Origin of the sequence: Streptomyces sp. NBC_01351 (assembly GCF_036237315.1) — a bacterium.
Taxonomy (GTDB): domain Bacteria; phylum Actinomycetota; class Actinomycetes; order Streptomycetales; family Streptomycetaceae; genus Streptomyces.
This window is the reverse complement of record NZ_CP108356.1, coordinates 6,452,296-6,475,211: the sequence shown is the minus strand read 5'-3', so window position 1 is coordinate 6,475,211 and position 22,916 is coordinate 6,452,296. Positions and strand designations below refer to the sequence as shown.

Genomic DNA, 22,916 nt, shown 5'->3' with positions numbered 1-22,916 from the left:
AGGGATGGCGAACATCCGGGGGAACTATTTCAGGCCCGGGCCCACATGTGGAATCGGGGCCGCGATGCGGCGTCTACGTCTGCCCGTTGACGGGGTCGAAAGTGACCCGGAGAGTGAGATACGGGACTTCTCGCCTGCTCGGCCCGATCGGGGGACCGCGTATGAGCCTGCCTGCGCGCCGCACGCTCCGCGTTCGTTGGGGGGACGTGCTGCTGTCCGGTGTCGCCGCCGTGGGGTGGTCGCTGATCGTGATGGCCGCGGTGGCCGGGGCGGGGCTGCACCTGCTGGGGGCGGACGCCCACGGGGGTTCGCTCGGGGCGATGACGGCCGCCGTGGTGGTGCTGGCGGTCGGTGGGACGGTGACTCCCTCGGGTGACATGTCGGTCTTCGGGGTCGACGGGCCGGGCACGGAAGGCTCCCTGGACGTCATGCCCCTGGGGGTGGCGCTGGCCGGGGCGCTGGTGCTGGCCTCGGTGTTCCTGCGCTCGGTGCGGGCCGGGGCGGCGGCGGGCGAGCTGGCGGCCCGGGTGACGGCGGTCGCGGGGCTGTTCGTCGCGACGGCGGGCGGGCTGGCGTGGGCCGGGCACGACGTGGTCACGCTGGACGGGTCGCGGCTGCCGGGGGTTCCGGCTCCGGCGGAGGTTCCGCCGAAGCTGGAGATCCCGGGGATCGGGGACATCGGCGGGCTGCTGCCGGATCTGCCGGTTCTGCCGGATCGGGTCGGGGAGCTGATCGAGGCCCGGGCGCGGGTGGGCTTCTCGGTGGAGCTCGGGCCGACCCTGGTGGGCGCCGGGGTGTGGGTGGCGGCGGTGCTGGGCCTGGCGCTGCTGGTGTCGCGGCGCGGGCCGGCGGGCCTGGCCCGGTACCGCCCGGCCGCTTCGGCGGTGGTGGCGATGCTGCTGGTGGCGGTGGCGGCCGGGCTGGCGGCGGCGGTGTGGGCGGCCGTCCGGGCCGAGCCCGGGCAGGGGCGGCAGGTCGTGGGGGCCGCGCTGCTCGGTGCGCCGAACGGGGCCTGGCTGGGCGTGCTGCTCGGACTGTTCGTGCCGCTGAGCGGCCGGGCCACGGGGGCGCCGGCCCGGCTGCTGCCGGATCCGCTGGACGAGCTGCTGGTGGGGGCGGGCGCGCGGGATCCGGTGACGGTGGCCCGGCTGGCGGAGTACGACGGGCGGGTGTGGCTGCTGGTGGCGGGGGCGGCGCTGCTGCTGCTCTACGCGGGCGTGCTGGCTGCCGTACGCAGTCCAGGGCGCGGGATCGGGCAGTGCGCGGGGCGGCTTGCGGTGGGGGCGGGGGTGGCCTCGGCGGTGCTGGTGGGGCTGACGGGGTTCTCCGCGGACGCCTCGCTCGCGGTGCTGGGTGTGGACGCGGTGTCCGCGGGCGCGGAGCTGCGGGGGTCGGTGCCGTTCGCGCTGGCGCTGGGCGCGGGGTGGGGGGCGGCCGCGGGTGCGGCGGGCGCGGCCCTGACCCGGCACCGCCGCCGCCCGGCCGACCCGGCGTCCCCCGGCCCGGCGTGGCCGGACCCCGCCGCCCCGACGGCCGCGTACGGCCCCGGAGCCGACCCGGACCCCGCCGGAGCCCGGCGCAGCACTGACCCCGACGCGCGCACCGCCCCGCACGGCCAGGGTTCAGCCCCCTACCGCCAGGGGCTGCCCCCGGACCCCGACCCGGCCCCGGGGGCGGACGGCTCCTGGGACGTCACGGTCACCGGCATCCCGCCCAGGGCTCCCAAGCCGGCGAAGCCGCCCCTGCGCCCGCCCTTCACCCCGCCTCCCCCGCCGGGAGCGCCCCCGCCGCCGAGGCCGTCCACACCGCCGTGACCGTCTGCGGGTCCGGATCCGGATCCGCTGCGCGGAGCCGTCCCCTACCCGCCCTTCCACCGTTCCCTGGGGCTCCGCCCCAGACCCCGCGCCTCAAACGCCGGCGAGGCTGGATCAGGTGGACCAGGACGGGCGTGTGGCGGGGCGCAGGGCCGGGGCGAAGGTGGATCAGGGTGGACCAGGACAGGCCTGTGCCAGCCCGCCGGGGCCGGAGCGAGGCTGGATCGGGGGGATCAGGACGGGCGTGTACCGGCCCGCAGGGGCCGGGGCGAGGGTGGGTCAGGGCGGTGCCCGCCGGTTCGGACGGGGCCGGGTGTGCGGTGGGGCGTCCCCGCAGGGCGTCGAACGCAACCATGGCTCGGCCCACCGACCCCTCGACACGTTCGACGCCCGAGGAGACGCCACGGCGCGCGCCCGGCCACGGCCGGGCCGGCCCACGCGCACCCGGCCCCGCCCCGGCCGGGCCCGCCCGCCCCACCAGCCGTCCCCTGCTCAACCGGCCCGCCCCGCTCCGCCCCGGCCGGGCCCGCCCAGGCACGGCCCAGGCGTGGTGGAGTCGCGGGTGGGTTGGGGAGCGGCCCGCAGGGCGACCGGCCCGCCCGTGTCAATCGGCTGACCGACCCGTGGGACGGGGGTCCTGTCCCACGGGTCGGGAAGATACGGTGAGGGCACCATGAGCGCATCGCAGACCTCCGACGTCCCCACCCTCCTCGTCAAGATCTTCGGCAAGGACCGTCCCGGGATCACCGCCGGGCTGTTCGACACCCTCGCCGCCTACTCCGTCGACGTCGTCGACATCGAGCAGGTCGTCACCCGTGGCCGCATCGTCCTGTGCGCCCTCGTCACCAAGCCCGCCGGCGGAGCCGAGGGCGAGCTGCGGGCGACCGTCCACAGCTGGGCCGAGTCGCTCAAGATGCAGGCTGAGATCCTCTCCGGTACCGGTGACAACCGGCCCCGCGGCAGCGGCCGTTCGCACGTCACCGTGCTCGGGCATCCGCTGACCGCCGAGTCCACCGCCGCCATCGCCGCCCGGATCACCGCGACCGGCGGCAACATCGACCGTATCTTCCGGCTCGCGAAGTACCCGGTGACGGCGGTGGAGTTCGCCGTATCCGGCGCCGAGACCGAGCCGCTGCGCACCGCGCTGGCCACGGCCGCCGCGCAGATCGGCGTCGACGTGGCCGTGGTCTCGGCCGGGCTGCACCGCCGGGCGCAGCGCCTGGTCGTGATGGACGTGGACTCGACGCTGATCCAGGACGAGGTGATCGAGCTCTTCGCCGCGCACGCCGGCTGCGAGGCCGAGGTCGCCGAGGTCACCGAGCGGGCCATGCGCGGTGAGCTGGACTTCGAGCAGTCTCTGCACGCCCGCGTGGCGCTGCTCGCGGGTCTGGACGCCTCCGTCGTGGACAAGGTCCGCGCCGAGGTGCAGCTGACCCCGGGCGCCCGCACCCTGATCCGTACGCTGAAGCGCCTCGGCTACCAGGTGGGCGTGGTCTCGGGCGGGTTCACCCAGGTGACGGACGATCTGCGGGAGCGGCTGGGGCTGGACTTCGCCTCGGCCAACACCCTGGAGATCGTGGACGGGAAGCTCACGGGCAAGGTCACCGGCGAGATCGTGGACCGGGCGGGCAAGGCCCGGCTGCTGCGCCGGTTCGCGGCGGAGGCCGGGGTGCCGCTGGCCCAGACGGTGGCCATCGGTGACGGTGCCAACGACCTGGACATGCTGAACGCGGCCGGGCTGGGCGTGGCCTTCAACGCCAAGCCGGTGGTCCGCGAGGCCGCTCACACGGCGGTGAACGTGCCCTTCCTGGACGCGGTGCTGTACCTGCTCGGGATCACCCGCGAGGAGGTCGAGGCCGCCGACCTGGCCTGACTTGGCCCGACCTGGCCGACCTGGCCGACCTGGCCGACCTGGCCGACCTGGCCGACCGACATACGAACGGGCCCCGGCTGCCGATGCGGCTGCCGGGGCCCGTTCGCGCGTACGGCCCGGGACCGGGCCGGTGCCGTCAGTGCCCCTTGGGGGTCCAGTAGTCGAGCAGTGTGCCCACCCCGTGTTCCAGGGACTTCCACGATCCGGTGAAGGAGACGACGGCGAGCGCCGCGGTCGGGAATCCGGTACGGGTCATCCGTGCGAGGGTGTCGTCCGTCGCCCGGCCGGAGAGGGCGTCGGCTAGGGCGTGCATGCCCGGGTTGTGCCCGATGACGAGGAGGTCGGCCACCTCGTCGGAGGTCTCGTTCAGCAGGGCGATGAGCTCTCCGAGGGAGGCGTCGTAGAGCCGTTCCTCGTAGTGGGTCTTCGGCCGGTGCGGCATTTCCTGGACGGCGAGCTTCCATGTCTCGCGCGTACGGGCGGCGGTGGAGCAGAGGGCCAGGTCGAAGGCGATGCCGGTTTCGGCGAGCTTCAGACCGACGGCCGGCGCGTCCTTGCGGCCTCGTTCCGCCAGCGGGCGGTCGTGGTCGGACACCTGGGGCCAGTCGGCCTTGGCGTGCCGGAGGAGGGCAATCCTGCGGGGTGTGTCGGCGCTCATGGCTCCCAGCTTCGCACGAAACGGGGCGTACGGCGCAGGGTGTTGAAGGGGTCAGACGACGGCGCGCAGGAGCTGTTCGGCGACCTGGACCAGCGCCGGACCCTCGCCGGTGGCGGCCTCTGCCTGGCCCGATCCGGCAAGGAGCAAAAGGAGGAGGCCGAAGGCGAGGGCGGGCAGGGCCAGGGCCCACCAGTGCAGCCGGGCGTCGGCGCCGAACCGGGAGGAGCCCGTGAGCGGGCGGGAGCGGGTGTGCGTGGGGGCCGACATGGCCGCCTCCGTGGGTGCGCGGACGGGACTGGCTCTCTGCCTCTGAATCTATGGATCCGAGGCTGCCGTTCCCATCCGGGGCACACCCCACTTCACCCTGAGCCTGGCCCCCTAGGGGGTGGTGGGGTTACCCCCACCCTCACGGAGAGGCGAGCGTCGCGATGACCGCGATGACCACGGTCACGACGAGCATCGCGCCGAGTACGAGGCCGAGCTTCTTGCGGCCGTTCTGCGGGTTGGGTTCAAGTACGGGCGACATGCCGATCAGTCTCGCATGCCGCATTCGTCCTCGATCGTGCGGTCCCGGCCTGCCAGGACGCCGAGCACGATCTGCGGTACGAGCAGTCCCGCCATCAGGGCGAGCGGGAGGTCCCAGCCTCCGCTGTGCTGGTAGAGGGCGCCGATGAGGAGGGGGCCGGGGATGGAGATGAGGTAGCCGGCGCTCTGCGCGAAGGCGGACAGCTTCACGACCCCGGCCGGGGACTTGGCGCGCAGCCCGATGAGGGTGATGACGAGCGGGAAGGCGCAGTTGGAGACGCCGAGCAGGAGTGCCCAGGCCCAGGCTCCGGCGACGGGGGCGAGGTACAGCCCGAGGTAGCCGATGAGGCCGAAGACGCCGAGGGCCACGGCGATGGCGCCCTGGTTCTTCATCCGGCCGGCGAGGCCGGGGATGACGAAGGCGAGGGGGACGCCCATGACCATCGTGACGGCGAGGAGCACGCCTGCGGTGGAGGCGGGGACTCCGGCGTCGCGGAAGATCTGCGGGAGCCAGCCCATGGTGATGTACGCGCCGGTGGCCTGGAGGCCGAAGTAACTGGCGAGCGCCCAGGCGGTGCGGCTGCGCACGACGCTGGGGCCGGTGCCGGCCCGTACGGTCCCAGCGGACGCGGCGGTGGAAGCAGCGGCCGAAGCGGCCTCCGCGCGCTGCCGGCGGGAGGCGCGGGCGAGGGGCAGCCACAGCAGTGCGGCGATCACCGCGAGCCCGCCCCACAGGAGCAGGCCGGTACGCCAGCTGCCCCCGAGGGCCTCGGTCAGCGGGACGGTCGCGGCGGCGGCGAGGGAGGTGCCGGCGGCCAGGGCCATGGAGTACAGGCCGGTCATGGTGCCGACCTTCTCCGGGAACCAGCGCTTGACGATGACCGGGAGGAGGACGTTGGTCAGGGCTATGCCTGCCAGTGTCAGGGCGCTGGCGGCGAGGAAGCCGGCGGCGTTGCTCGCGAAGGGGCGGATCAGCAGGCCGGCGGCGACGGCGGCCATGCCGGCGCAGACGACGGTGGCCGGGCCGAAGCGGCGGGAGAGCCGGGGCGCGGTGACGCCGAAGACGGCGAAGCAGAGGGCGGGGACGGAGGTGATGAGTCCGGCGACGGTGCCGCTCATGCCGAGGCCCTCGCGGGTCTCTTCGAAGAGGGCGCCGAGGCTGGTGATCGCGGGCCGCAGGTTGAGGGCGGCCAGCACGATGCCGACGATGAGCAGGGGGCCGAGCCAGGCCGGCTGCGCCGGGGCCTGCAAGGTGAGGGCGCCGGTCGCGGGGCGGTCCGCCCCGGCCGCGGCGGTGACCGGCCGCGGGGGCTGGTGGCCCCCGGCGGCTCGGTCGAGGGTCTGGATTTCATCGTCGTACATTCAGCCATCATAGAATCATGGGATGATTGGTTGTCCAGCCGTCATCGCGTCACACCCCGCCACCTCCGAGAGGACCTCATGCCGCTGACCTCGCCCCGGCGCTCCGCACTCGTCGACCAGGTGATCGCCCAGTTGCGGAACCAGATCACGTCCGGCGAGTGGCCGGTCGGCTCCCGCATTCCCACCGAACCGGAGCTGGTGGAGTTGCTCGGCGTCGCCCGCAACACCGTGCGCGAGGCCGTGCGGGCGCTGGCGCACAACGGCCTGCTGGACATCCGGCAGGGTTCGGGGACGTACGTCCTCGCCACCAGCGAGCTGGCCGGTGTGATGCACCGCCGCTTCGCCGGGGCCGATCCGCGGCACATCGCCGAGCTGCGCTCGACGCTGGAGTCCTCGGCGGCCCGGCTGGCGGCGGAGCGACGCACCGAGCGGGACCTCGTACAGCTGGACGCGCTGCTGGCGCGGCGCGAGGAGGCCTGGGCGGGCGGGGACGCGGAGGTGTTCGTCGCGGCGGACGTGAGTCTGCACATGGCGGTGGTGACGGCCTCGCACAACGAGGTGCTGATCGAGCTGTACGCGGACCTCGGCGACCTGGTGGCGGACTGGCTGCGCACGGACGTGGGAACCGAGCTGCGCCCGGAGGCCCATCTGGACCATGCCCGGCTGATCGAGGCGATCCGGCGGGGCGACGGGGACGCGGCGTCCTCGGAGGCGGCCGGCTATCCGTTCGTCTGCCTCGGCAGGGACCCGGAGGCGGACTTCACGAGGACGGACTTCACGAAGGCGGACTTCACGGAGGCCGACCTCACGGCCGCTGGTGGCTGATCCAGGCCGAGCGGACTTCCTTCCAGCAGCGGCCGGTGAGTTCGACGCGGCCGGCCGGGCCGACGGCCACGGCGGCGCCGTCCCCGTCCACGTCCCACCAGCGGTCGCATTCGACGTGCAGCCGCACCAGGTCGGTCTCCGGATAGCCGTTGTGGCAGCGCGCCGTCACCTGCGAGCCCGAGATCTCGGTGTCGCAGTCGGCGCCGAACAGCTCCTGGGCCGGGCGCCGCGCGGGCTGTACGGGTGGCTCGGCGGGGATCTCGGCGAGGTCGACGACGGCCGGGACCCCTTCGGGGCCGGACGCGGGCTCGCCCCCGCCGGTCTGGGCGGCCGCCCCGGGGATCAGGAGTCCGGTCAGGATCACGGCTGTGACGAGTAGCGCTCCCGCTCCGCTCGGCCTCGCGCGCACTCCGCACCTCCTCCCCGCAGGAGCCGGGAAGATCCCGACCTGGCCAGTTTGCAGGCATCTGTTCCGGTTTTCGACTCGGGAAGATCCGATCAGCCGGTGAACACCCGATCGAGCAAGCACGCGACACGCACGGAAACGACGGCGGCCGCGCCTCCCCCTGGGGGAAGCGCGGCCGCCGCCGTACGTGCTCGGGGACCGGTCAGGCACCCATCGCGTGCAGACCGCCGTCCACGTGGACGATCTCGCCGGTGGTCTTCGGGAACCAGTCCGACAGCAGGGCCACGACGCCCTTGCCCGCCGGCTCCGGGTCGCTCATGTCCCAGTCCATCGGGGAGCGCTGGTTCCAGACGTCCGCCAGCTCGCCGAAGCCCGGGATGGACTTGGCGGCCATCGAGCCGAGCGGACCGGCCGAGACCAGGTTGCAGCGGATGTTCTCCTTGCCCAGGTCGCGGGCGAGGTAACGGCTGGTGGCCTCCAGCGCGGCCTTGGCCGGGCCCATCCAGTCGTACTGCGGCCACGCGAACTGCGCGTCGAAGGTGAGGCCGACGACGGCCGCGCCCTCCGCCGCGAACAGCGGCTTGCAGGCCATGGTCAGCGACTTCAGCGAGAACGCCGAGACGTGCATGGCGGTGGCCACCGACTCGAACGGGGTGTTCAGGAAGTTGCCGCCGAGGGCGTCCTGCGGCGCGAAGCCGATCGAGTGGACGACGCCGTCGAGGCCGCCCAGCTCGGCGCGGACGAGGTCCTCCAGGCGGGCCAGGTGCTCGTCGTTGGTGACGTCGAGCTCGATCACCTTGACCGGCTTGGGCAGCTTCTTGGCGATGCGCTCGGTCAGCGTCGGGCGGGGCCACGCGGTCAGGATGACCTCGGCGCCCTGCTCCTGGGCCAGCTTGGCGGTGTGGAAGGCGATGGACGACTCCATCAGCACCCCCGTGATGAGGATGCGCTTGCCGTCGAGAATTCCACTCATGGTGATCAGTGACCCATGCCCAATCCGCCGTCAACGGGAATGACGGCTCCGGTGATGTACGCGGCGTCGTCGGACGCCAGGAAGCTCACGGCTGCCGCGATCTCCTCGGGCTGCGCGTAGCGGCCGAGCGGCACCTGGCCGACGATGCCCGCGCGCTGCTCGTCGGTGAGCACCTTCGTCATGTCGGTGTCCACGAAGCCGGGGGCGACCACGTTGAAGGTGATGTTGCGCGAGCCCAGCTCACGGGCGAGCGAGCGGGCGAAGCCGACGAGGGCGGCCTTGGAGGCGGCGTAGTTGGCCTGCCCGGCCGAGCCGAGGAGTCCGACGACCGAGGAGATCAGGACGACGCGGCCCTTCTTGGCCCGGAGCATGCCCCGGTTCGCGCGCTTGACCACCCGGAAGGTGCCGGTGAGGTTGGTGTCGACGACCGACGAGAAGTCCTCCTCGGACATGCGCATCAGCAGCGTGTCCTTGGTGATGCCGGCGTTGGCCACGAGCACCTCGACCGCGCCGTGCGCATCCTCGACCTGCTTGTAGGCCTGCTCCACCTGCTCGGAGTCGGTGATGTCGCAGCGGACCGCCAGAACGCCGAGCGAGGTGAGCGCCTCCGGCGGCTCACCCGACCGGTACGTGATCGCGACCTTGTCTCCGGCCTCCGCGAAGGCTCGGGCGATGGCGAGGCCGATGCCCCGGTTTCCTCCGGTGACGAGAACCGAGCGGCTCAACGGATCACCCTTTCGCTAGCGGTCTGAATACCGAAAACCTATAGGTCCCATCCCCCGTACGGAGAATCGACCTCCGACAGGGCCTTGCGACGGGCTCTGTCGAGTCCCTACAGAAAGATGTAGGCACACGAGCCTCGATCGCGACATGATCGGGGCGACCGGCCCCGACTTCGGGAGGACTTCCGTGCCCCATTCCATCGACGCGGCCTTCACCGCACTGCCCCTGCGGGCGCTCGCCGATGCGGCGCTCGCCCGGGCGCGTGCGCTGGGCTCCGATCACGCCGACTTCCGGCTGGAGCGCATCCGCAGCGCCTCCTGGCGGCTGCGGGACGCCAAACCGTCCGGCGGTTCCGACACCACCGACCTCGGCTACGCGGTCCGGGTCGTGCACGGGGGCAGCTGGGGATTCGCCTCCGGCGTGGACCTGACCATGGACGGCGCCGCCAAGGTGGCCTCGCAGGCCGTGGCCATGGCGAAGCTGTCGGCGCAGGTCATCAAGGCGGCCGGTTCGGACGAACGGGTGGAACTCGCCGAGGAGCCCGTGCATGCGGAGCGGACCTGGATCTCCGCCTACGACGTGAACCCCTTCGAGGTGCCGGACGCGGAGAAGGCGGCGCTGCTCGCCGACTGGAGCTCGCGGCTGCTGGCGGCCGACGGGGTCGCGCACGTGGACGCCTCGCTGCTCGCCGTGCACGAGAACAAGTTCTACGCCGATACCGCGGGCACGGTGACCACGCAGCAGCGCGTGCGGATCCACCCGCAGCTCACCGCGGTCGCCGTCGACGGCAAGACCGGCGAGTTCGACTCGATGCGCACCATCGCCCCGCCCGCCGGGCGCGGCTGGGAGTACCTGACGGGCACCGGCTGGGACTGGAACGCCGAGCTGGAGCAGATCCCCGGCCTGCTCGCCGAGAAGATGCGGGCGCCGAGCGTCGAGGCCGGGCGCTACGACCTGGTCGTGGACCCGTCCAACCTGTGGCTGACCATCCACGAGTCCATCGGCCACGCCACCGAGCTCGACCGGGCGCTGGGCTACGAGGCCGCGTACGCGGGGACCTCCTTCGCCACCTTCGACCAGCTCGGCAAGCTCAAGTACGGCTCCCCGATCATGAACGTGACGGGTGACCGGACCGCCGAGCACGGGCTGGCCACGGTCGGCTTCGACGACGAGGGCGTCGAGGCGCAGAGCTGGGACCTGGTCAAGGACGGCACCCTGGTCGGCTACCAACTGGACCGGCGGATCGCGAAGCTGACCGGGCTGGGCCGCTCCAACGGCTGCGCCTACGCCGACTCCCCCGGGCACGTGCCCGTCCAGCGCATGGCGAACGTATCGCTCCAGCCGGATCCGGGCGGGCTGTCGACGGAGGACCTGATCGGCGGGGTGGAGCGCGGCATCTACGTGGTCGGCGACCGCTCCTGGTCGATCGACATGCAGCGCTACAACTTCCAGTTCACCGGGCAGCGGTTCTTCCGCATCGAGAACGGCAAGCTGGCCGGGCAGCTGCGCGATGTCGCGTACCAGGCCACGACCACCGATTTCTGGGGCTCGATGGAGAAGCTCGGCGGCCCGCAGACCTATGTCCTGGGCGGCGCCTTCAACTGCGGCAAGGCCCAGCCGGGCCAGGTCGCGGCGGTCTCGCACGGCTGCCCGTCCGCGCTGTTCCGCGACGTGAACATCTTGAACACCACGCAGGAGGCCGGCCGATGAGCCCGCGTACGAAGCCGCACGAGATCGTCGAGCGGGCGCTGGAGCTGTCCACCGCCGACGGTTGTGTCGTCATCGCCGACGAGGAGTCGAGCGCCAACCTGCGCTGGGCGGGCAACGCACTGACCACGAACGGCGTCACCCGGGGCCGGACCCTGACGGTCATCGCCACGGTCGACGGCAAGGAGGGCACGGCCTCGGGGGTCGTCTCGCGCTCCGCCGTCACCGCCGCGGACCTGGAGCCGCTGGTGCGGGCCGCGGAGGCCGCCGCCCGCGGGGCCGGGCCCGCCGAGGACGCCCAGCCGCTCGTGACCGGGACCCCGGCCTCGCCGGACTTCACCGACGCCCCGGCCGAGACCTCTTCCGCGGTGTTCGTGGACTTCGCCCCGGCCCTCGGCGAGGCCTTCGCCCGGGCCCGTGCGGGCGGGCGGGAGCTGTACGGCTTCGCCCACCACGAGCACGTCTCCACGTACGTCGGTACCTCGACGGGTCTGCGGCTGCGCCACGACCAGCCCAACGGCACGCTGGAGCTCAACGCGAAGTCGCCGGACCGCACCCGCTCCGCGTGGGCCGGCCGGGCCACCCGGGACTTCAAGGACGTGGACCCGATCGCGCTGGACGCGGAGCTCGCCGTACGACTCGGCTGGGCGGAGCGGAAGATCGACCTGCCGGCCGGGCGGTACGAGACCCTGTTGCCGCCGACTGCCGTGGCCGACCTGCTGATCTACCAGATGTGGTCGGCGACGGCCCGGGACGCGGTGGAGGGCCGTACGGTCTTCTCCAAGCCCGGGGGTGGCACCCGGATCGGCGAGAAGCTGTCCAAGCTGCCGCTGACCCTGCGCAGCGACCCGAACGCGCCGGGACTGGAGTCCGCACCGTTCGTGATCGCGCACAGCTCCCGGGACGACGCCTCGGTGTTCGACAACGGCCTGCCGGTGCCGGCGACCGAGTGGATCAAGGGCGGCGAGCTGACCCGGCTGACCACGACCCGGCACACGGCCGGGCTGACCAGCCTGCCGCTCGCCCCCGCGTTCGGGAACCTGATCCTGGACGGGGGCGGGGAGAAGTCGCTGGAGGAGATGGTGGCCTCCACCGAGCGGGGTCTGCTGCTGACCTGCCTCTGGTACATCCGCGAGGTCGACCCGGCCACGCTGCTGCTCACGGGGCTGACCCGGGACGGCGTCTACCTGGTGGAGAACGGGCAGGTCGTCGGCGAGGTCAACAACTTCCGGTTCAACGAGTCCCCGGTGGACCTGCTGTCGCGGGCCACGGAGGCCGGGCGGACCGAGAAGACCCTGCCGCGCGAGTGGGGGGACTGGTTCACCCGCGCCGCCATGCCGGCTGTCCGCATCCCGGACTTCAACATGAGTTCGGTGAGCAAGGGCGTCTGACCGGCCTAGACTGATCTCTTGCAACTAAGTGTTGCAATATCCATCCTTCGAAGGAGTCGAGAGACCGTGACGGACATCGTCGACGAACTGAAGTGGCGCGGGCTGTTCTCCCAGTCCACCGATGAAGAAGCGCTGCGCAAGGCGTTCGCGGACGGTCCTGTCACCTTCTATTGCGGCTACGACCCGACCGCGGCCTCGCTGCACGTGGGGCACCTGGTCCAGGTGCTCACCATGCGCCGGCTCCAGCTGGCCGGCAACCGGCCGCTGGCGCTGGTCGGCGGGGCCACCGGGCAGATCGGTGACCCGCGCCCGACCGCGGAGCGCACGCTGAACGACCCCACGGTCATCGCGGAGTGGGTGAACCGGCTGCGTTCGCAGATCGAGCCGTTCCTGTCCTTCGAGGGCGAGAACGCCGCGGTCATGGTGAACAACCTGGACTGGACGGCGGGCATGTCCGCCATCGAGTTCCTGCGGGACATCGGCAAGCACTTCCGCGTCAACAAGATGCTGACGAAGGACTCGGTCGCGAAGCGGCTGGAGTCCGACCAGGGCATCAGCTACACGGAGTTCAGCTACCAGCTGCTCCAGGGCATGGACTTCCTGGAGCTGTACCGGCGCCACGGCTGCACCCTCCAGCAGGGCGGCTCGGACCAGTGGGGCAACCTGACCGCCGGCCTCGACCTGATCCACCGGGTCGAGCCGGAGGCACACGTCCACGCGATGGCCACCCCGCTGATGGTCAAGGCGGACGGCACCAAGTTCGGCAAGACCGAGGGCGGGGCCGTCTGGCTCGACCCGGAGATGACCACGCCGTACGCGTTCTACCAGTTCTGGCTGAACGTGGACGACCGGGACATCTCCACCTACATGCGGATCCTGTCCTTCCAGAGCCGTGAGGAGCTGGAGGCGCTGGAGGCGCAGACCGCCGAGCGGCCGCAGGCGCGCGCCGCGCAGCGGGCGCTCGCGGAGGAGCTGACGACGCTGGTGCACGGCGCCGGTCAGTGCGCCGCCGTGATCGCCGCGTCGAAGGCACTGTTCGGCCAGGGCGACCTGACGGAGCTGGACGAGGCCACGCTGGCCGCGGCCCTGTCGGAGCTGCCGCACGCCAAGGTGTCCGAGCCGGGGCTGGTCGTCGACCTGCTCGCGGAGACGGGTCTGGTCGCGAGCAAGTCGGCCGGGCGCCGGACCGTGAAGGAGGGCGGGGCCTACGTGAACAACGTGAAGGTCACCGCCGAGGACGCGGTCCCCGCCAAGGAGGACCTGCTGCACGGGCGCTGGCTGGTGCTGCGCCGCGGAAAGAAGAACCTGGCCGCGGTCGAGGTCACCGGCGCCTGACGCCGGCCGGCGCCCCGTGGCGCCACACACGAACGCGGCGGAGGGGCCGACCCGGACCAGTGGTCCGGGTCGGCCCCTCCGCCGCGTTCCGGGACGGGACAGTGCGGTGCGGTGCGGGACTCGGCGGACGACGCCTAGGTCGTCTGGCTCTTCTTGCCTCGCATCGATCCGTAGGCCAGGTCGCCGAGGCCGACCACGGCGACGGCTCCCGCGAGTTGCAGCAGATGACGGATCCAGTCGATCCCCCGGGTCTCGTTGACGCCGATCCAGGTGGCCACGGCGTTGCCGAGGACGGCCCCGATGATGCCGAAGATGGTGGTCAGCCAGAGGGGTTGGTGCTGCTTGCCCGGCAAGATGGCACGGGCTATCAGGCCCAGCACGAAACCGACGATGATCGCCCACAACCAAGACATGTCGAGCCTCCTCCTGGCGCGTTGTGCGCACGTGGGCCCAGTCTCGACCCGTCCGGCGTAGCTCGCATTTCGGGCAGCCCCGTTCGGAGCAGTCCCGGGGCACCCGCCCTCCTCCCGGCCGAGGGTGCGGCGTACGGTGGGAGGCGGTCCGGACCGGGGAGTGTCCGGCGGTCGATCGGGTGGTGGAGCGTGGCACGGACGAAGCGGCAGAAGCGGAACGGGGCGGAGGTCTTCCGGATCACGGGGGCCCGGATGGCACTCGCGGAGGACGTCCGGGGCCGGCAGCGGCGGTACGTGATCTCGATGGTCATCAGGACCCTGTCGGTCATCGCGACCGTGCTCTTGTGGAACGTGCAGCGTCCTGTGGCGATCGTGACGCTCGTGGCGGGCGCCCTGCTGCCCTACGTCGCGGTGGTCATAGCCAACGCGGGGCGCGAGTCGACGCCCTCCCTGCCCTCGCACTTCATCCCCGCCCCTGTGCGGCCCGCACTGGACGCGGGAAACCTCAGTAAAAGCTCAGATCAATCATGAAGTTCGGCTGCACCGCAGCGGGTCCTGCGTGACATACTGCCTACGCGCTCCGCATCCCCCGTCGGAGCGACGGACCGACGCCGGGCAGCTCCCCCCGTGGCTGCTCGGCGTCGCCTTTCCGTTCTAGGGTTGAGCAGTGACTTCCTCTGACTCCCCGGGCACTGCCGAAACCCCCACCTGCTCCGCCAAGGGCTGCCGCGACGCGGCCGTCTGGGTCCTGGCGTGGAACAACCCGAAACTGCACGCGCCGGAGCGGCGCAAGACGTGGCTGGCGTGCGAGGAGCACCGCGAACACCTCTCCCAGTTCCTGGGGGTCCGCGGTTTCCTCAAGGACGTCGTGAAGCTCGACGAATGGGTGCAGCCGGAGGGCTCGGAGCGCCTCTAGGCGCTCCTCCGCGGCTGCCCGTCCGTGCGTCGCGGGTCAGCCGCCGATCGCCGACATCGGGCGGTCGGGCTGCAGGAAGGTCGGGTCGTCGAGGCCGGACCCGGCCTTCTTGCCCCACATCGCCACCTTCCACAGCCGGGCGATCTCCTCGTCCGGGGCGCCCGAGCGCAGGGCGGCGCGCAGGTCCGACTCCTCGGTGGCGAACAGGCACGTACGGATCTGGCCGTCGGCCGTGAGCCGGGTGCGGTCGCAGGCTCCGCAGAACGGGCGGGTGACCGAGGCGATGACGCCCACGGTGGCCGAGCCTCCGTCGACGACCCAGCGCTCGGCCGGGGCGGAGCCGCGCTCCTCCGAGCCTTCCTCGGTGAGCGTGAAGCGGGTGCGCAGGGACTGCAGGATGTCCCCGGCGGTGATCATGCCGTCGCGCTTCCAGCCGTGCTGGGCGTCGAGCGGCATCTGCTCGATGAAGCGGAGCTCGTACTCGTTCTCCACGGCCCAGGCCAGCAGGTCGGGGGCCTCGTCGTCGTTCAGTCCGGGCATCAGCACGGCGTTGACCTTGACGGGGGTGAGGCCGGCCTCGCGGGCCGCGGCCATGCCGTCGATGACGTCCTTGTGCCGGTCGCGGCGGGTGAGGGTCTTGAAGACCTCGGGCCGCAGGGTGTCCAGGGACACGTTCACCCGGTCCAGGCCCGCCGCCTTCAGGGCCATCGCGGTGCGCTTGAGGCCGATGCCGTTGGTGGTGAGGGACATCTTGGGGCGGGGTTCCAGGGCGGCGCACTGCTCGACGATCCCGACCAGGCCGGGACGGAGCAGCGGCTCGCCGCCGGTGAAGCGGACCTCGGTGATGCCGAGCTGGGTGACCGCGATGCGGATCAGCCGGACGATCTCGTCGTCACTGAGCAGATCGGACTTGCCGAGCCACTGCAGGCCCTCCTCGGGCATGCAGTAGGTGCACCGCAGATTGCACCGGTCGGTGAGCGAGACGCGCAGGTCAGTGGCCACGCGGCCGTAGGTGTCGAGAAGCACTGTGGGCCCCCTCCCCTGTCCGGAAGTAGGTGTACGCGCGAGATTGGATCCACTTCACGCGTTCTATTTCGAGACTACGTGACGCGTGTGTCCGGTAGTCGCGCCCGAATGAACGGAACGTCACGTGGCCGCGTCGTAGGGAAGTACGACGCGGCCACGCTCGGTGTTCGGACGATGTCAGTGAGCCCCTGTTCCGGTGAGGGAGCGCACCTCCAGCTCGGCGAACTTCTGGGGGTCCGCCTTCTCCTTGGACAGGACGGTTCCGAGCCAGCCCAGCAGGAAGCCGAGCGGGATGGAGATGATGCCGGGGTTCTCCAGCGGGAACCAGTAGAAGTCGGCGTCCTTGAACATCGAGGTGGGCTTGCCGGAGACGACCGGGGAGAAGAGCACCAGGCCGACCGCCGAGATCAGGCCGCCGTAGATCGACCAGAGCGCGCCCTGGGTGCTGAAGCGCTTCCAGAAGAGGCTGTAGAGGATGGTCGGCAGGTTGGCGGAGGCGGCGACCGCGAAGGCGAGCGCGACCAGCCCGGCCACGTTCAGGTCGCGGGCCAGCGCCCCGAGGCCGATGGCGACGGCGCCGATCACGACGGTGGACCAGCGGGCGGCGCGCACCTCCTCCTTCTCGGTGGCGTTGCCCTTGCGGATCACGTTCACGTACAGGTCGTGGGCGAAGGACGAGGAGGAGGCGAGGGTGAGGCCCGCGACCACGGCGAGGATGGTGGCGAAGGCGACCGCGGAGATCACGGCGAGCAGGATCGCGCCGCCGGTGGAGCCTGCGCCGCCGCCGATCTCCTGGGCGAGCAGGGGCGCCGCCGTGTTGCCCGCCTTGTTCGAGGCCAGGATGTCGTCGCGCTTGAGCAGGGCCGCCGCGCCGAAGCCGAGGGCGATGGTCATCAGGTAGAAGGCGCCGATGATACCGATGGCCCAGTTCACGGACTTGCGGGCGGCCTTGGCGGTGGGCACGGTGTAGAACCGGATCAGGATGTGCGGCAGGCCCGCGGTGCCCAGGACCAGGGCGAGGCCGAGCGAGATGAAGTCGATCTTGGTGAGCGAGTCCTTCCCGTACTTCATCCCCGGTTCGAGGAACTTGACGCCCTGGCCGCTGTTCTCGGCGGCCTGCCCCAGCAGGGCGGAGATGTTGAAGTTGAACTTCAGCAGCACCAGGAAGGTGATCAGCAGGGCGCCCGCGATCAGCAGGACGGCCTTGATCATCTGGACCCAGGTGGTGCCCTTCATACCGCCGATGGTCACGTAGACGATCATCAGCACGCCGACCAGCGCGACGACGGCCACCTTGCCGCCGTCGCTGGTGATGCCCAGGAGCAGCGAGACGAGCACGCCGGCGCCGGCCATCTGCGCGAGCAGGTAGAAGATCGAGACCACGATGGTGGAGGTGCCGGCGGCGGTCCGGACGGGCCGCTGGCGCATCCGGTACGCGAGGACGTCGCCCATCGTGTAGCGGCCGGAGTTGCGCAGCGGCTCGGCGACCAGCAGCAGGGCGACCAGCCAGGCCACGAGGAAGCCGATGGAGTAGAGGAAGCCGTCGTAGCCGAAGAGGGCGATGGCTCCGGCGATGCCGAGGAAGGACGCGGCGGACATGTAGTCGCCGGAGATGGCGAGACCGTTCTGGAAGCCGGTGAACTGGCGGCCGCCCGCGTAGAAGTCGGCGGCGTCCTTGGTCTGGCGGCCGGCCCAGATCGTGATGATCAGGGTGGCGACGACGAACAGCCCGAACAGGGTGATGATCAGCGGACGGTGCTCACCGGCACCTGCCGCGAGCGTGGTCGCGTGGAGCGCACCGCTCATTCCCCGGCCTCCATCCGCGCCTTGATGGCCGAGGCCTTCGGGTCGAGCTTGGCGGCAGCGTGCCGCGAGTACAGCCAGGCGATGAGGAAGGTCGTCGCGAACTGGGCGAGGCCGAGCACGAGGGCGACGTTGACGTTGCCGAACAGCTTGGTCCCCATGAACCCGCCCGCGTAGCTCGACAGCAGCACGTAGAGCAGGTACCAGGCGATGAAGGCCACGGTGAGCGGGAAGGCGAAGGAGCGGTAGGAGCTGCGCAGTTCGGCGAACTCGGCGCTCTGCTGGACGCTCGCGAAATCATCTGCCGTGGGGCCCGCCAGTGGCGTTCCCGCGCTGCCCGGGGGCGGCGCTGCTTCGGTGGTCACGGGGGACTCTCCTTGTGACGCGGGTGCGGTGGGGAAGACGGACAAAACAACCTCCGTGTGGGGGGACGGTGGTGCTGATCCCCCCTGTCAACGGCACGGACGGCGTGTCGCGGCGGTTCAACACCCACTGATTCTTCGGGAACTGATTTCTCGAACTGATGGCGCAGAGGGGAACGAATTCGCTAGGTTCGCCTGTCATGAACCCGTCCGTCGCGACCGCGTACGGACGGCTTTTTCAAAGATGATGTGGAGAACCCATGGCTCATCTGGGATCCGGCCGCCGGCGAGCTCTCGCCGTACCGGTCGGCCTGGCGCTCACCGCCTCGCTCGCCTTCCTGCCCTCGGTCGCGGCCTCCGCCGCGCCGCTGGGCAACACGGCGGACGCGGCTGCGGCTTCCAAGGCCGAGACGACCGGCCCCAAGCTGTCGTACGTGGCGAACCTGAACTCGTATGCCACGGTCAAGGCGGCGAAGAAGGCCATCGAGCGGGCCGGTGGAACGGTCGTGACGGCCTATGAGCAGATCGGCGTCATCGTCGCGCACTCGCAGAACCCGGAGTTCGCCAAGACGCTGCGCGCCAACCGCGGCCTGTTCGTCTCGGTCGGCGCCACCCGTACGGCCCCCCTCCAGTCGGCGCGGACCACCGACGAGGGTGCCACGCAGCAGCTGAGCGCGGCGGACGCCGCCAAGGCGGCAGCGGCGGCCCAGGAGGGTCAGGAGCCGCTGGAGTCCAACCAGTGGGACCTGCGGACGATCAAGGCCGATCAGGCTCACAAGATCAACGATGGCAGCCAGGACGTCACTGTGGGCGTCATCGACACGGGTGTCGACGACACTCACCCCGACATCGCGCCGAACTTCTCCAAGGAGCAGTCGGCCAACTGTGTCGGCGGCGTCGCGGACACCAGCGAGGGTGCCTGGCGTCCGTACACGGACGGCAGCGACCACGGCACGCACGTGGCCGGCACCATCGCGGCCCCGCGCAACGGCATCGGCATCAGCGGTGTCGCGCCCGGCGTCAAGGTCGCGGGCATCAAGGTGAGCGAGCCCGGCACCAGCCTCTTCTTCACCGAGGCGGTCGTCTGCGGCTTCATGTTCGCCGCCGAGAAGGGGATCGAGGTGACCAACAACAGCTACTACGTCGACCCCTGGCTCTACAACTGCAAGTCGGACGACGACCAGAAGGCGCTGGTGGAGGCCATCGGTCGGGCCACCAAGTACGCCGAGCGCAAGGGCACGCTGCACGTCGCCTCGGCCGGCAACTCCAACCACGACCTGGCCGGCGACTCGATCCTCGACGACACCAGCCCGAACGACACCACCCCGGTGCCGCGCACCATCGACCCGAGCGTCTGCCTCGACCTGCCCACGCAGCTCCCGGGCGTGGTCACGGTGTCGGCGACCGGTGACAAGGGCCTGCGGTCGTACTACTCCAGCTACGGCCTCGGTGTCGTGGACGTCGCCGCCCCCGGCGGCGACAAGTGGCAGGTCCCGGCCACCCCGGACGCCAACGGCCGCGTGCTGTCCACCGTCCTGGGCGGCGGCTACGGCTACAAGCAGGGCACCTCGATGGCCGCCCCGCACGTCGCCGGCGTCGCGGCGCTCATCAAGAGCGCCCACCCGTCCGCCACGCCCTCGCAGATCCAGGCCATGCTCAAGGGCCAGGCCACGAAGGCGCAGTGCCCGGCGCAGATATACGACGCCACGGGCACGCTGATCAACGCGACCACCTGCGAGAGCAAGTGGGGCCAGACGGGCTACTACGGCTACGGCGTGGTCGACGCGCTGAAGGCCGTCAAGTAACCGGCTGATACGCGGAAGGGCCGGGCGGGGAACATCCCGCCCGGCCCTTCTTCGTCCGTACCCGTGCCGTCAGGGCTGGATCAGCACCTTGAGCGCACTGCGGTCGTCCATCGCCCGGTAGCCGGCCGGGACCTCGTCCAGGGACACCGCCCGGTCGAAGACGGGCGAGGGGTCGATCGCGCCGCTGAGCACGTCCTCCAGCAGCTCGGGGATGTACGCGCGGACGGGGGCCACGCCGCCCCGCAGGGTGATGTTGCGGTCGAACATCACGCCGAGGTCGAGGCCGGTGCCACTGCCGTGCGGGACGCCGACGTAACCGATGGCCCCGCCGTCGCGGGTGATGTTCACGGCGGTGCGCATGGACTGCTCGGTGCCGACGGCCTCGATGACGGAGTGCGCGCCCTGGCCGCCGGTGAGTTCGCGGACGGCCGCCTCGGCCGCTTCGCCGCGCTCGGCGACGACGTCGGTGGCCCCGAAGAGCTTCGCGATGTCCGTACGGGCCGCGTGGCGGCCCAGTGCGATGATCCGGTCGGCGCCGAGGCGCTTGGCCGCGAGAATGCCGCACAGGCCCACCGCGCCGTCACCGACGACGGCGACCGTGGAGCCCTTGCGCACGCCGGCGCCCAGCGCCGCGTGGTGGCCGGTGCCCATGACGTCGGAGAGCGCGAGCAACCCGGTCAGCAGGTGGTCGTCGGAGACCGCGTCGGCGGGCAGCTTCACCAGAGTGCCGTCGGCGTGCGGGACGCGGACGGCCTCGCCCTGGCCGCCGTCGTGGCCGACCGAGCCCCAGAAGCCGCCGTGCACGCAGGAGGTGTACAGACCCTCGGCGCAGTAGTCGCAGGTGCCGTCGGACCACATGAAGGGGGCGACGACGAGGTCACCGGCGCGCAGGCCGGAGACGGCCGGGCCGGTCTCCTCGACGACGCCGAGGAACTCGTGTCCGATGCGCTGTCCGGGCTGCCGCGCGGCCTCGCCGCGGTAGGCCCACAGGTCGCTGCCGCAGATGCAGGCGCGCAGGACGCGGACGACGGCGTCCTCGGGACGCTGGATCGCGGCGTCTGGCACCTCCTCCACGCGGATGTCGTGCGGGGCGTGGATGACGGTGGCGCGCATGGTGATGCAGTCCTCCGGCTAGGGGGTTCAGTCCGGGCTGTGCCCTTGTGGGGCTCCCCCACCGTACGCCTCTTCGCGGGAGGGGGCTCCGGTGGCCAGCAGGTACTGCGCCGCGATGTACGTGGCCATGATCCAGAAGTCCGGCCGGGGCAACTGGGGCCATTCGGCCACGCCGGTGGCGATGAGCGTGTCGGAGAGCAGGAACAGCGCCCCGCCGATCCCGGCCCGCGGGCCCAGCGCACTGGAGCGGTAGGCCATGGCGGTGAGCAGCAGGCTGTAGCCGGCGACCGGGACGCGCAGGTCGGCCGGGAGGTCCGCCCAGAGCATCGCGACGGTCCCGACGAGCGCTAGCGCGTACGCGCCCCCGAGCAGCGGGTTCGCGGCGCGCTTGCCGAAGAGCACGAGGTAGCAGACGTGCCCGACGGCGAAGGAGCCCATGCCCACGAGGAAGGCGGGCTCGGCGTCGAAGAGCAGAGCGAGGTCGCCGCCCCAGCCGAACAGCAGGGCGGCGACCAGCAGCCGGGGTGCGCCGCGGGTGACCACGTACGCGACGAGCAGCGGCATCAGGAGCGGCTTGGCGATGACGTGGCCGAGGTGCCAGTCGGCGAGCAGCGAGCCGAGGTCGACGGCGGTGGCCGCGGCGAACCCCACGAGGGCGGCGCGGCCCAGGCGGTCCCGGCCGGCGGCCGGACCCTGGGCGGTGGCCCAGGAAGGGGCGGGACGATCCGTGGACCCGGCGGCGCTCACGCGGCGTGCTCCGGCCCGGCGGGGGCGGACGCGGCGGCGGCGGTCGCGCCGCCGACCGGGGCGGTCGCGGCGCCGGCCGAGGCGGTCGCGGCGCCGGCCGAGGCGGTCGCGGCGCCGGCCGAGGCGGTCGCGGCGCCGGCCGAGGCGGTCGCGGCGCCGGCCGAGGCGGTCTGAGCGGACGCGGCCGGCGGCACGGGCACGGCGCCTCCGTCCGCCTCGGCGGCGGCCGCGGCGGGCTGCCAGCCGGGGCCGCGGAAGACCCGTCCGGCGCGCTCGCGCCAGCTGTCGGCGGCCCGGACGTCGCGGGCGATGGCGGCGTACTCGTGGGTGGCGACGCGCAGCGGGTTGTAGGTGCTGATGTTCTTCGTGAGGCCGAAGACGGGCTTGTCGGTCTCGCCCACCCAGGAGCCGAACATCCGGTCCCAGACGATCAGGATCCCGCCGAAGTTGCGGTCCAGGTAGCCGCCCTGGGAGGCGTGGTGGACGCGGTGGTGGGAGGGGGTGTTGAAGACGTACTCGACGGGCCGGGGCAGCCGGTCAATCCGTTCGGTGTGGATCCAGAACTGGTAGACGAGGTTGATGGAGTAGCAGAACGCGATCGCGGCCGGGTGCACGCCGAGGGCGATCATCGGCAGGTAGAACGGCCAGGAGGTGCCGCTGGTCCACGGCTGGCGCAGGGCGGTGGTGAGGTTGAACTTGCGGCTGCTGTGGTGGACGACGTGGCAGGCCCAGAGGATGCGGATGACGTGGTGTCCGCGGTGCTGCCAGTAGTAGCAGAAGTCCTGCGCGAGCAGCATGAGCGGGAAGGTCCACCACAGGAACGGCACGCGCAGCGGGGTCAGCTCGTACACCGCGGTGTAGATCGCGACGACGGGGATCTTCCAGAGCAGGTCGAAGCCGATGCTGCCGAGTCCCATGCCGATGCTGGTGACGGCGTCCTTCGTCTCGTACCCGGCGGCGTCCTCGTCGGGATGGATGCGGTAGCTCACCAGCTCGACGACGGTGAGCAGCACGAAGGCGGGTATGGACCACAGCACGACATCGGGCAGGTTCGGCATGTCCGCACCATAGAGGCGGCTCCGGGGGTGCCGCTAGAGGTTGTTACCGATCGGTATCCAACGGGGTTACCGAGGGTTCGA

Annotated in this window: 23 protein-coding genes; 9 read left to right on the top strand and 14 right to left on the bottom strand. The window is 71.8% G+C overall.

The features are described 5' to 3' along the window. Positions 1-161 precede the first annotated feature (161 nt). Both OG625_RS29865 and serB read left to right on the top strand, forming a co-directional pair. Positions 162-1,814: a streptophobe family protein gene (locus tag OG625_RS29865; protein WP_329387189.1), complete on the top strand. Its 1,653-nt coding sequence runs from the start codon at positions 162-164 to the stop codon at positions 1,812-1,814. Between the two features lie 673 nt (positions 1,815-2,487). After that, positions 2,488-3,687: a phosphoserine phosphatase SerB gene (gene serB / locus OG625_RS29860; protein ID WP_329387187.1), complete on the top strand. Its 1,200-nt coding sequence runs from the start codon at positions 2,488-2,490 to the stop codon at positions 3,685-3,687. Positions 3,688-3,823: 136 nt separating this feature from the next. On the opposite strand, the gene OG625_RS29855 is transcribed toward serB, so the two are convergent. The 4 genes from OG625_RS29855 to OG625_RS29840 all read right to left on the bottom strand — a co-directional run bounded on the left by OG625_RS29855 (position 3,824) and on the right by OG625_RS29840 (position 6,232). Next, a complete protein-coding gene (locus tag OG625_RS29855) occupies positions 3,824-4,345 on the bottom strand; it encodes a SixA phosphatase family protein (protein WP_329387185.1) in 522 nt (173 codons plus the stop codon). A gap of 51 nt (positions 4,346-4,396) precedes the next feature. Continuing rightward, complete coding sequence (locus tag OG625_RS29850; RefSeq protein ID WP_329387183.1) at positions 4,397-4,612, bottom strand: hypothetical protein; 216 nt, start codon at positions 4,610-4,612, stop codon at positions 4,397-4,399. A 139-nt stretch (positions 4,613-4,751) separates the two neighbouring features. Next, positions 4,752-4,871 (bottom strand): SGM_5486 family transporter-associated protein, encoded by a 120-nt coding sequence (locus tag OG625_RS29845; protein ID WP_329387181.1) that lies wholly within the window; start codon positions 4,869-4,871, stop codon positions 4,752-4,754. A gap of 5 nt (positions 4,872-4,876) precedes the next feature. Next, on the bottom strand, positions 4,877-6,232 hold the full coding sequence (locus OG625_RS29840) for a CynX/NimT family MFS transporter (RefSeq protein ID WP_329387178.1): 1,356 nt from the start codon (positions 6,230-6,232) through the stop codon (positions 4,877-4,879). Between the two features lie 78 nt (positions 6,233-6,310). On the opposite strand from OG625_RS29840, the gene OG625_RS29835 reads away from it, so the two are divergent. Next, complete coding sequence (locus OG625_RS29835; protein ID WP_329387176.1) at positions 6,311-7,057, top strand: FadR/GntR family transcriptional regulator; 747 nt, start codon at positions 6,311-6,313, stop codon at positions 7,055-7,057. Here OG625_RS29835 and OG625_RS29830 read toward each other — a convergent pair. The 3 genes from OG625_RS29830 to fabG all read right to left on the bottom strand — a co-directional run bounded on the left by OG625_RS29830 (position 7,038) and on the right by fabG (position 9,161). Next, positions 7,038-7,466: a hypothetical protein gene (locus OG625_RS29830; protein WP_329387174.1), complete on the bottom strand. Its 429-nt coding sequence runs from the start codon at positions 7,464-7,466 to the stop codon at positions 7,038-7,040. The genes OG625_RS29835 and OG625_RS29830 overlap by 20 nt on opposite strands. 199 nt (positions 7,467-7,665) lie before the next feature. Next, positions 7,666-8,436 (bottom strand): enoyl-ACP reductase FabI, encoded by a 771-nt coding sequence (gene fabI, locus OG625_RS29825; RefSeq protein ID WP_329387172.1) that lies wholly within the window; start codon positions 8,434-8,436, stop codon positions 7,666-7,668. A gap of 5 nt (positions 8,437-8,441) precedes the next feature. After that, a complete protein-coding gene (gene fabG, locus OG625_RS29820; RefSeq protein WP_329387170.1) occupies positions 8,442-9,161 on the bottom strand; it encodes a 3-oxoacyl-[acyl-carrier-protein] reductase in 720 nt (239 codons plus the stop codon). Positions 9,162-9,345: 184 nt separating this feature from the next. Between fabG and OG625_RS29815 the strand changes: the two genes are divergently transcribed. The 3 genes from OG625_RS29815 to tyrS all read left to right on the top strand — a co-directional run bounded on the left by OG625_RS29815 (position 9,346) and on the right by tyrS (position 13,592). Further along, positions 9,346-10,869 (top strand): TldD/PmbA family protein, encoded by a 1,524-nt coding sequence (locus OG625_RS29815; protein WP_329387168.1) that lies wholly within the window; start codon positions 9,346-9,348, stop codon positions 10,867-10,869. After that, on the top strand, positions 10,866-12,257 hold the full coding sequence (locus OG625_RS29810) for a metallopeptidase TldD-related protein (RefSeq protein WP_329387166.1): 1,392 nt from the start codon (positions 10,866-10,868) through the stop codon (positions 12,255-12,257). Before OG625_RS29815 ends, OG625_RS29810 begins: the two co-directional genes overlap by 4 nt. Before the next feature lie 66 nt (positions 12,258-12,323). Next, positions 12,324-13,592, top strand: a complete 1,269-nt coding sequence (gene tyrS, locus OG625_RS29805) for a tyrosine--tRNA ligase (protein ID WP_329387163.1) — start codon at positions 12,324-12,326, stop codon at positions 13,590-13,592. A gap of 134 nt (positions 13,593-13,726) precedes the next feature. Here the strand turns inward: tyrS and OG625_RS29800 are convergent, their stop codons facing one another. Next, positions 13,727-14,005: a GlsB/YeaQ/YmgE family stress response membrane protein gene (locus OG625_RS29800; protein ID WP_329387161.1), complete on the bottom strand. Its 279-nt coding sequence runs from the start codon at positions 14,003-14,005 to the stop codon at positions 13,727-13,729. Positions 14,006-14,257: 252 nt separating this feature from the next. Between OG625_RS29800 and OG625_RS29795 the strand changes: the two genes are divergently transcribed. Both OG625_RS29795 and OG625_RS29790 read left to right on the top strand, forming a co-directional pair. Next, entirely contained in the window at positions 14,258-14,536 is a 279-nt protein-coding gene (locus tag OG625_RS29795) for a DUF3099 domain-containing protein (protein ID WP_329391087.1), read from the top strand. A 136-nt stretch (positions 14,537-14,672) separates the two neighbouring features. Continuing rightward, positions 14,673-14,921, top strand: coding sequence for a hypothetical protein (locus tag OG625_RS29790; protein ID WP_329387159.1), 249 nt, complete (start codon positions 14,673-14,675; stop codon positions 14,919-14,921). A gap of 36 nt (positions 14,922-14,957) precedes the next feature. On the opposite strand, the gene moaA is transcribed toward OG625_RS29790, so the two are convergent. From moaA to OG625_RS29775, 3 genes are all read right to left on the bottom strand, one after another. Then, entirely contained in the window at positions 14,958-15,947 is a 990-nt protein-coding gene (moaA, locus tag OG625_RS29785; RefSeq protein ID WP_329387157.1) for a GTP 3',8-cyclase MoaA, read from the bottom strand. Positions 15,948-16,124: 177 nt separating this feature from the next. Next, on the bottom strand, positions 16,125-17,753 hold the full coding sequence (locus OG625_RS29780) for a solute symporter family protein (RefSeq protein ID WP_329387155.1): 1,629 nt from the start codon (positions 17,751-17,753) through the stop codon (positions 16,125-16,127). Then, positions 17,750-18,115 carry a DUF485 domain-containing protein gene (locus OG625_RS29775; RefSeq protein WP_329387153.1) on the bottom strand — a complete coding sequence of 122 codons (366 nt, stop codon included), beginning with the start codon at positions 18,113-18,115 and terminating at the stop codon, positions 17,750-17,752. Before OG625_RS29775 ends, OG625_RS29780 begins: the two co-directional genes overlap by 4 nt. A 257-nt stretch (positions 18,116-18,372) precedes the next feature. On the opposite strand from OG625_RS29775, the gene OG625_RS29770 reads away from it, so the two are divergent. Continuing rightward, positions 18,373-19,917 carry a S8 family serine peptidase gene (locus OG625_RS29770; RefSeq protein WP_329387151.1) on the top strand — a complete coding sequence of 515 codons (1,545 nt, stop codon included), beginning with the start codon at positions 18,373-18,375 and terminating at the stop codon, positions 19,915-19,917. Between the two features lie 69 nt (positions 19,918-19,986). Here OG625_RS29770 and OG625_RS29765 read toward each other — a convergent pair whose 3' ends face one another. The 3 genes from OG625_RS29765 to OG625_RS29755 are packed head-to-tail and all read right to left on the bottom strand — an operon-like array spanning position 19,987 to position 22,835. Then, a complete protein-coding gene (locus tag OG625_RS29765) occupies positions 19,987-21,030 on the bottom strand; it encodes a zinc-dependent alcohol dehydrogenase family protein (protein ID WP_329387149.1) in 1,044 nt (347 codons plus the stop codon). Positions 21,031-21,057: 27 nt separating this feature from the next. Then, positions 21,058-21,777: a lysoplasmalogenase gene (locus OG625_RS29760; RefSeq protein ID WP_443067801.1), complete on the bottom strand. Its 720-nt coding sequence runs from the start codon at positions 21,775-21,777 to the stop codon at positions 21,058-21,060. Then, positions 21,774-22,835, bottom strand: a complete 1,062-nt coding sequence (locus OG625_RS29755) for a sterol desaturase family protein (RefSeq protein WP_329387147.1) — start codon at positions 22,833-22,835, stop codon at positions 21,774-21,776. The genes OG625_RS29760 and OG625_RS29755 overlap by 4 nt, the downstream gene beginning before the upstream one ends. Positions 22,836-22,916: the final 81 nt, after the last annotated feature.

What these genes read in the sequence shown, in the direction of transcription:
- OG625_RS29865 (WP_329387189.1), top strand. Translation starts at nt 162, where the DNA reads ATGAGCCTGCCTGCGCGCCGCACGCTCCGCGTTCGTTGGGGGGACGTG.
- serB (WP_329387187.1), top strand. Translation starts at nt 2,488, where the DNA reads ATGAGCGCATCGCAGACCTCCGACGTCCCCACCCTCCTCGTCAAGATC.
- OG625_RS29855 (WP_329387185.1), bottom strand. Translation starts at nt 4,345, where the DNA reads ATGAGCGCCGACACACCCCGCAGGATTGCCCTCCTCCGGCACGCCAAG.
- OG625_RS29850 (WP_329387183.1), bottom strand. Translation starts at nt 4,612, where the DNA reads ATGTCGGCCCCCACGCACACCCGCTCCCGCCCGCTCACGGGCTCCTCC.
- OG625_RS29845 (WP_329387181.1), bottom strand. Translation starts at nt 4,871, where the DNA reads ATGTCGCCCGTACTTGAACCCAACCCGCAGAACGGCCGCAAGAAGCTC.
- OG625_RS29840 (WP_329387178.1), bottom strand. Translation starts at nt 6,232, where the DNA reads ATGTACGACGATGAAATCCAGACCCTCGACCGAGCCGCCGGGGGCCAC.
- OG625_RS29835 (WP_329387176.1), top strand. Translation starts at nt 6,311, where the DNA reads ATGCCGCTGACCTCGCCCCGGCGCTCCGCACTCGTCGACCAGGTGATC.
- fabI (WP_329387172.1), bottom strand. Translation starts at nt 8,436, where the DNA reads ATGAGTGGAATTCTCGACGGCAAGCGCATCCTCATCACGGGGGTGCTG.
- OG625_RS29810 (WP_329387166.1), top strand. Translation starts at nt 10,866, where the DNA reads ATGAGCCCGCGTACGAAGCCGCACGAGATCGTCGAGCGGGCGCTGGAG.
- OG625_RS29800 (WP_329387161.1), bottom strand. Translation starts at nt 14,005, where the DNA reads ATGTCTTGGTTGTGGGCGATCATCGTCGGTTTCGTGCTGGGCCTGATA.
- OG625_RS29795 (WP_329391087.1), top strand. Translation starts at nt 14,258, where the DNA reads ATGGCACTCGCGGAGGACGTCCGGGGCCGGCAGCGGCGGTACGTGATC.
- OG625_RS29780 (WP_329387155.1), bottom strand. Translation starts at nt 17,753, where the DNA reads ATGAGCGGTGCGCTCCACGCGACCACGCTCGCGGCAGGTGCCGGTGAG.
- OG625_RS29770 (WP_329387151.1), top strand. Translation starts at nt 18,373, where the DNA reads ATGGCTCATCTGGGATCCGGCCGCCGGCGAGCTCTCGCCGTACCGGTC.
- OG625_RS29765 (WP_329387149.1), bottom strand. Translation starts at nt 21,030, where the DNA reads ATGCGCGCCACCGTCATCCACGCCCCGCACGACATCCGCGTGGAGGAG.
- OG625_RS29755 (WP_329387147.1), bottom strand. Translation starts at nt 22,835, where the DNA reads ATGCCGAACCTGCCCGATGTCGTGCTGTGGTCCATACCCGCCTTCGTG.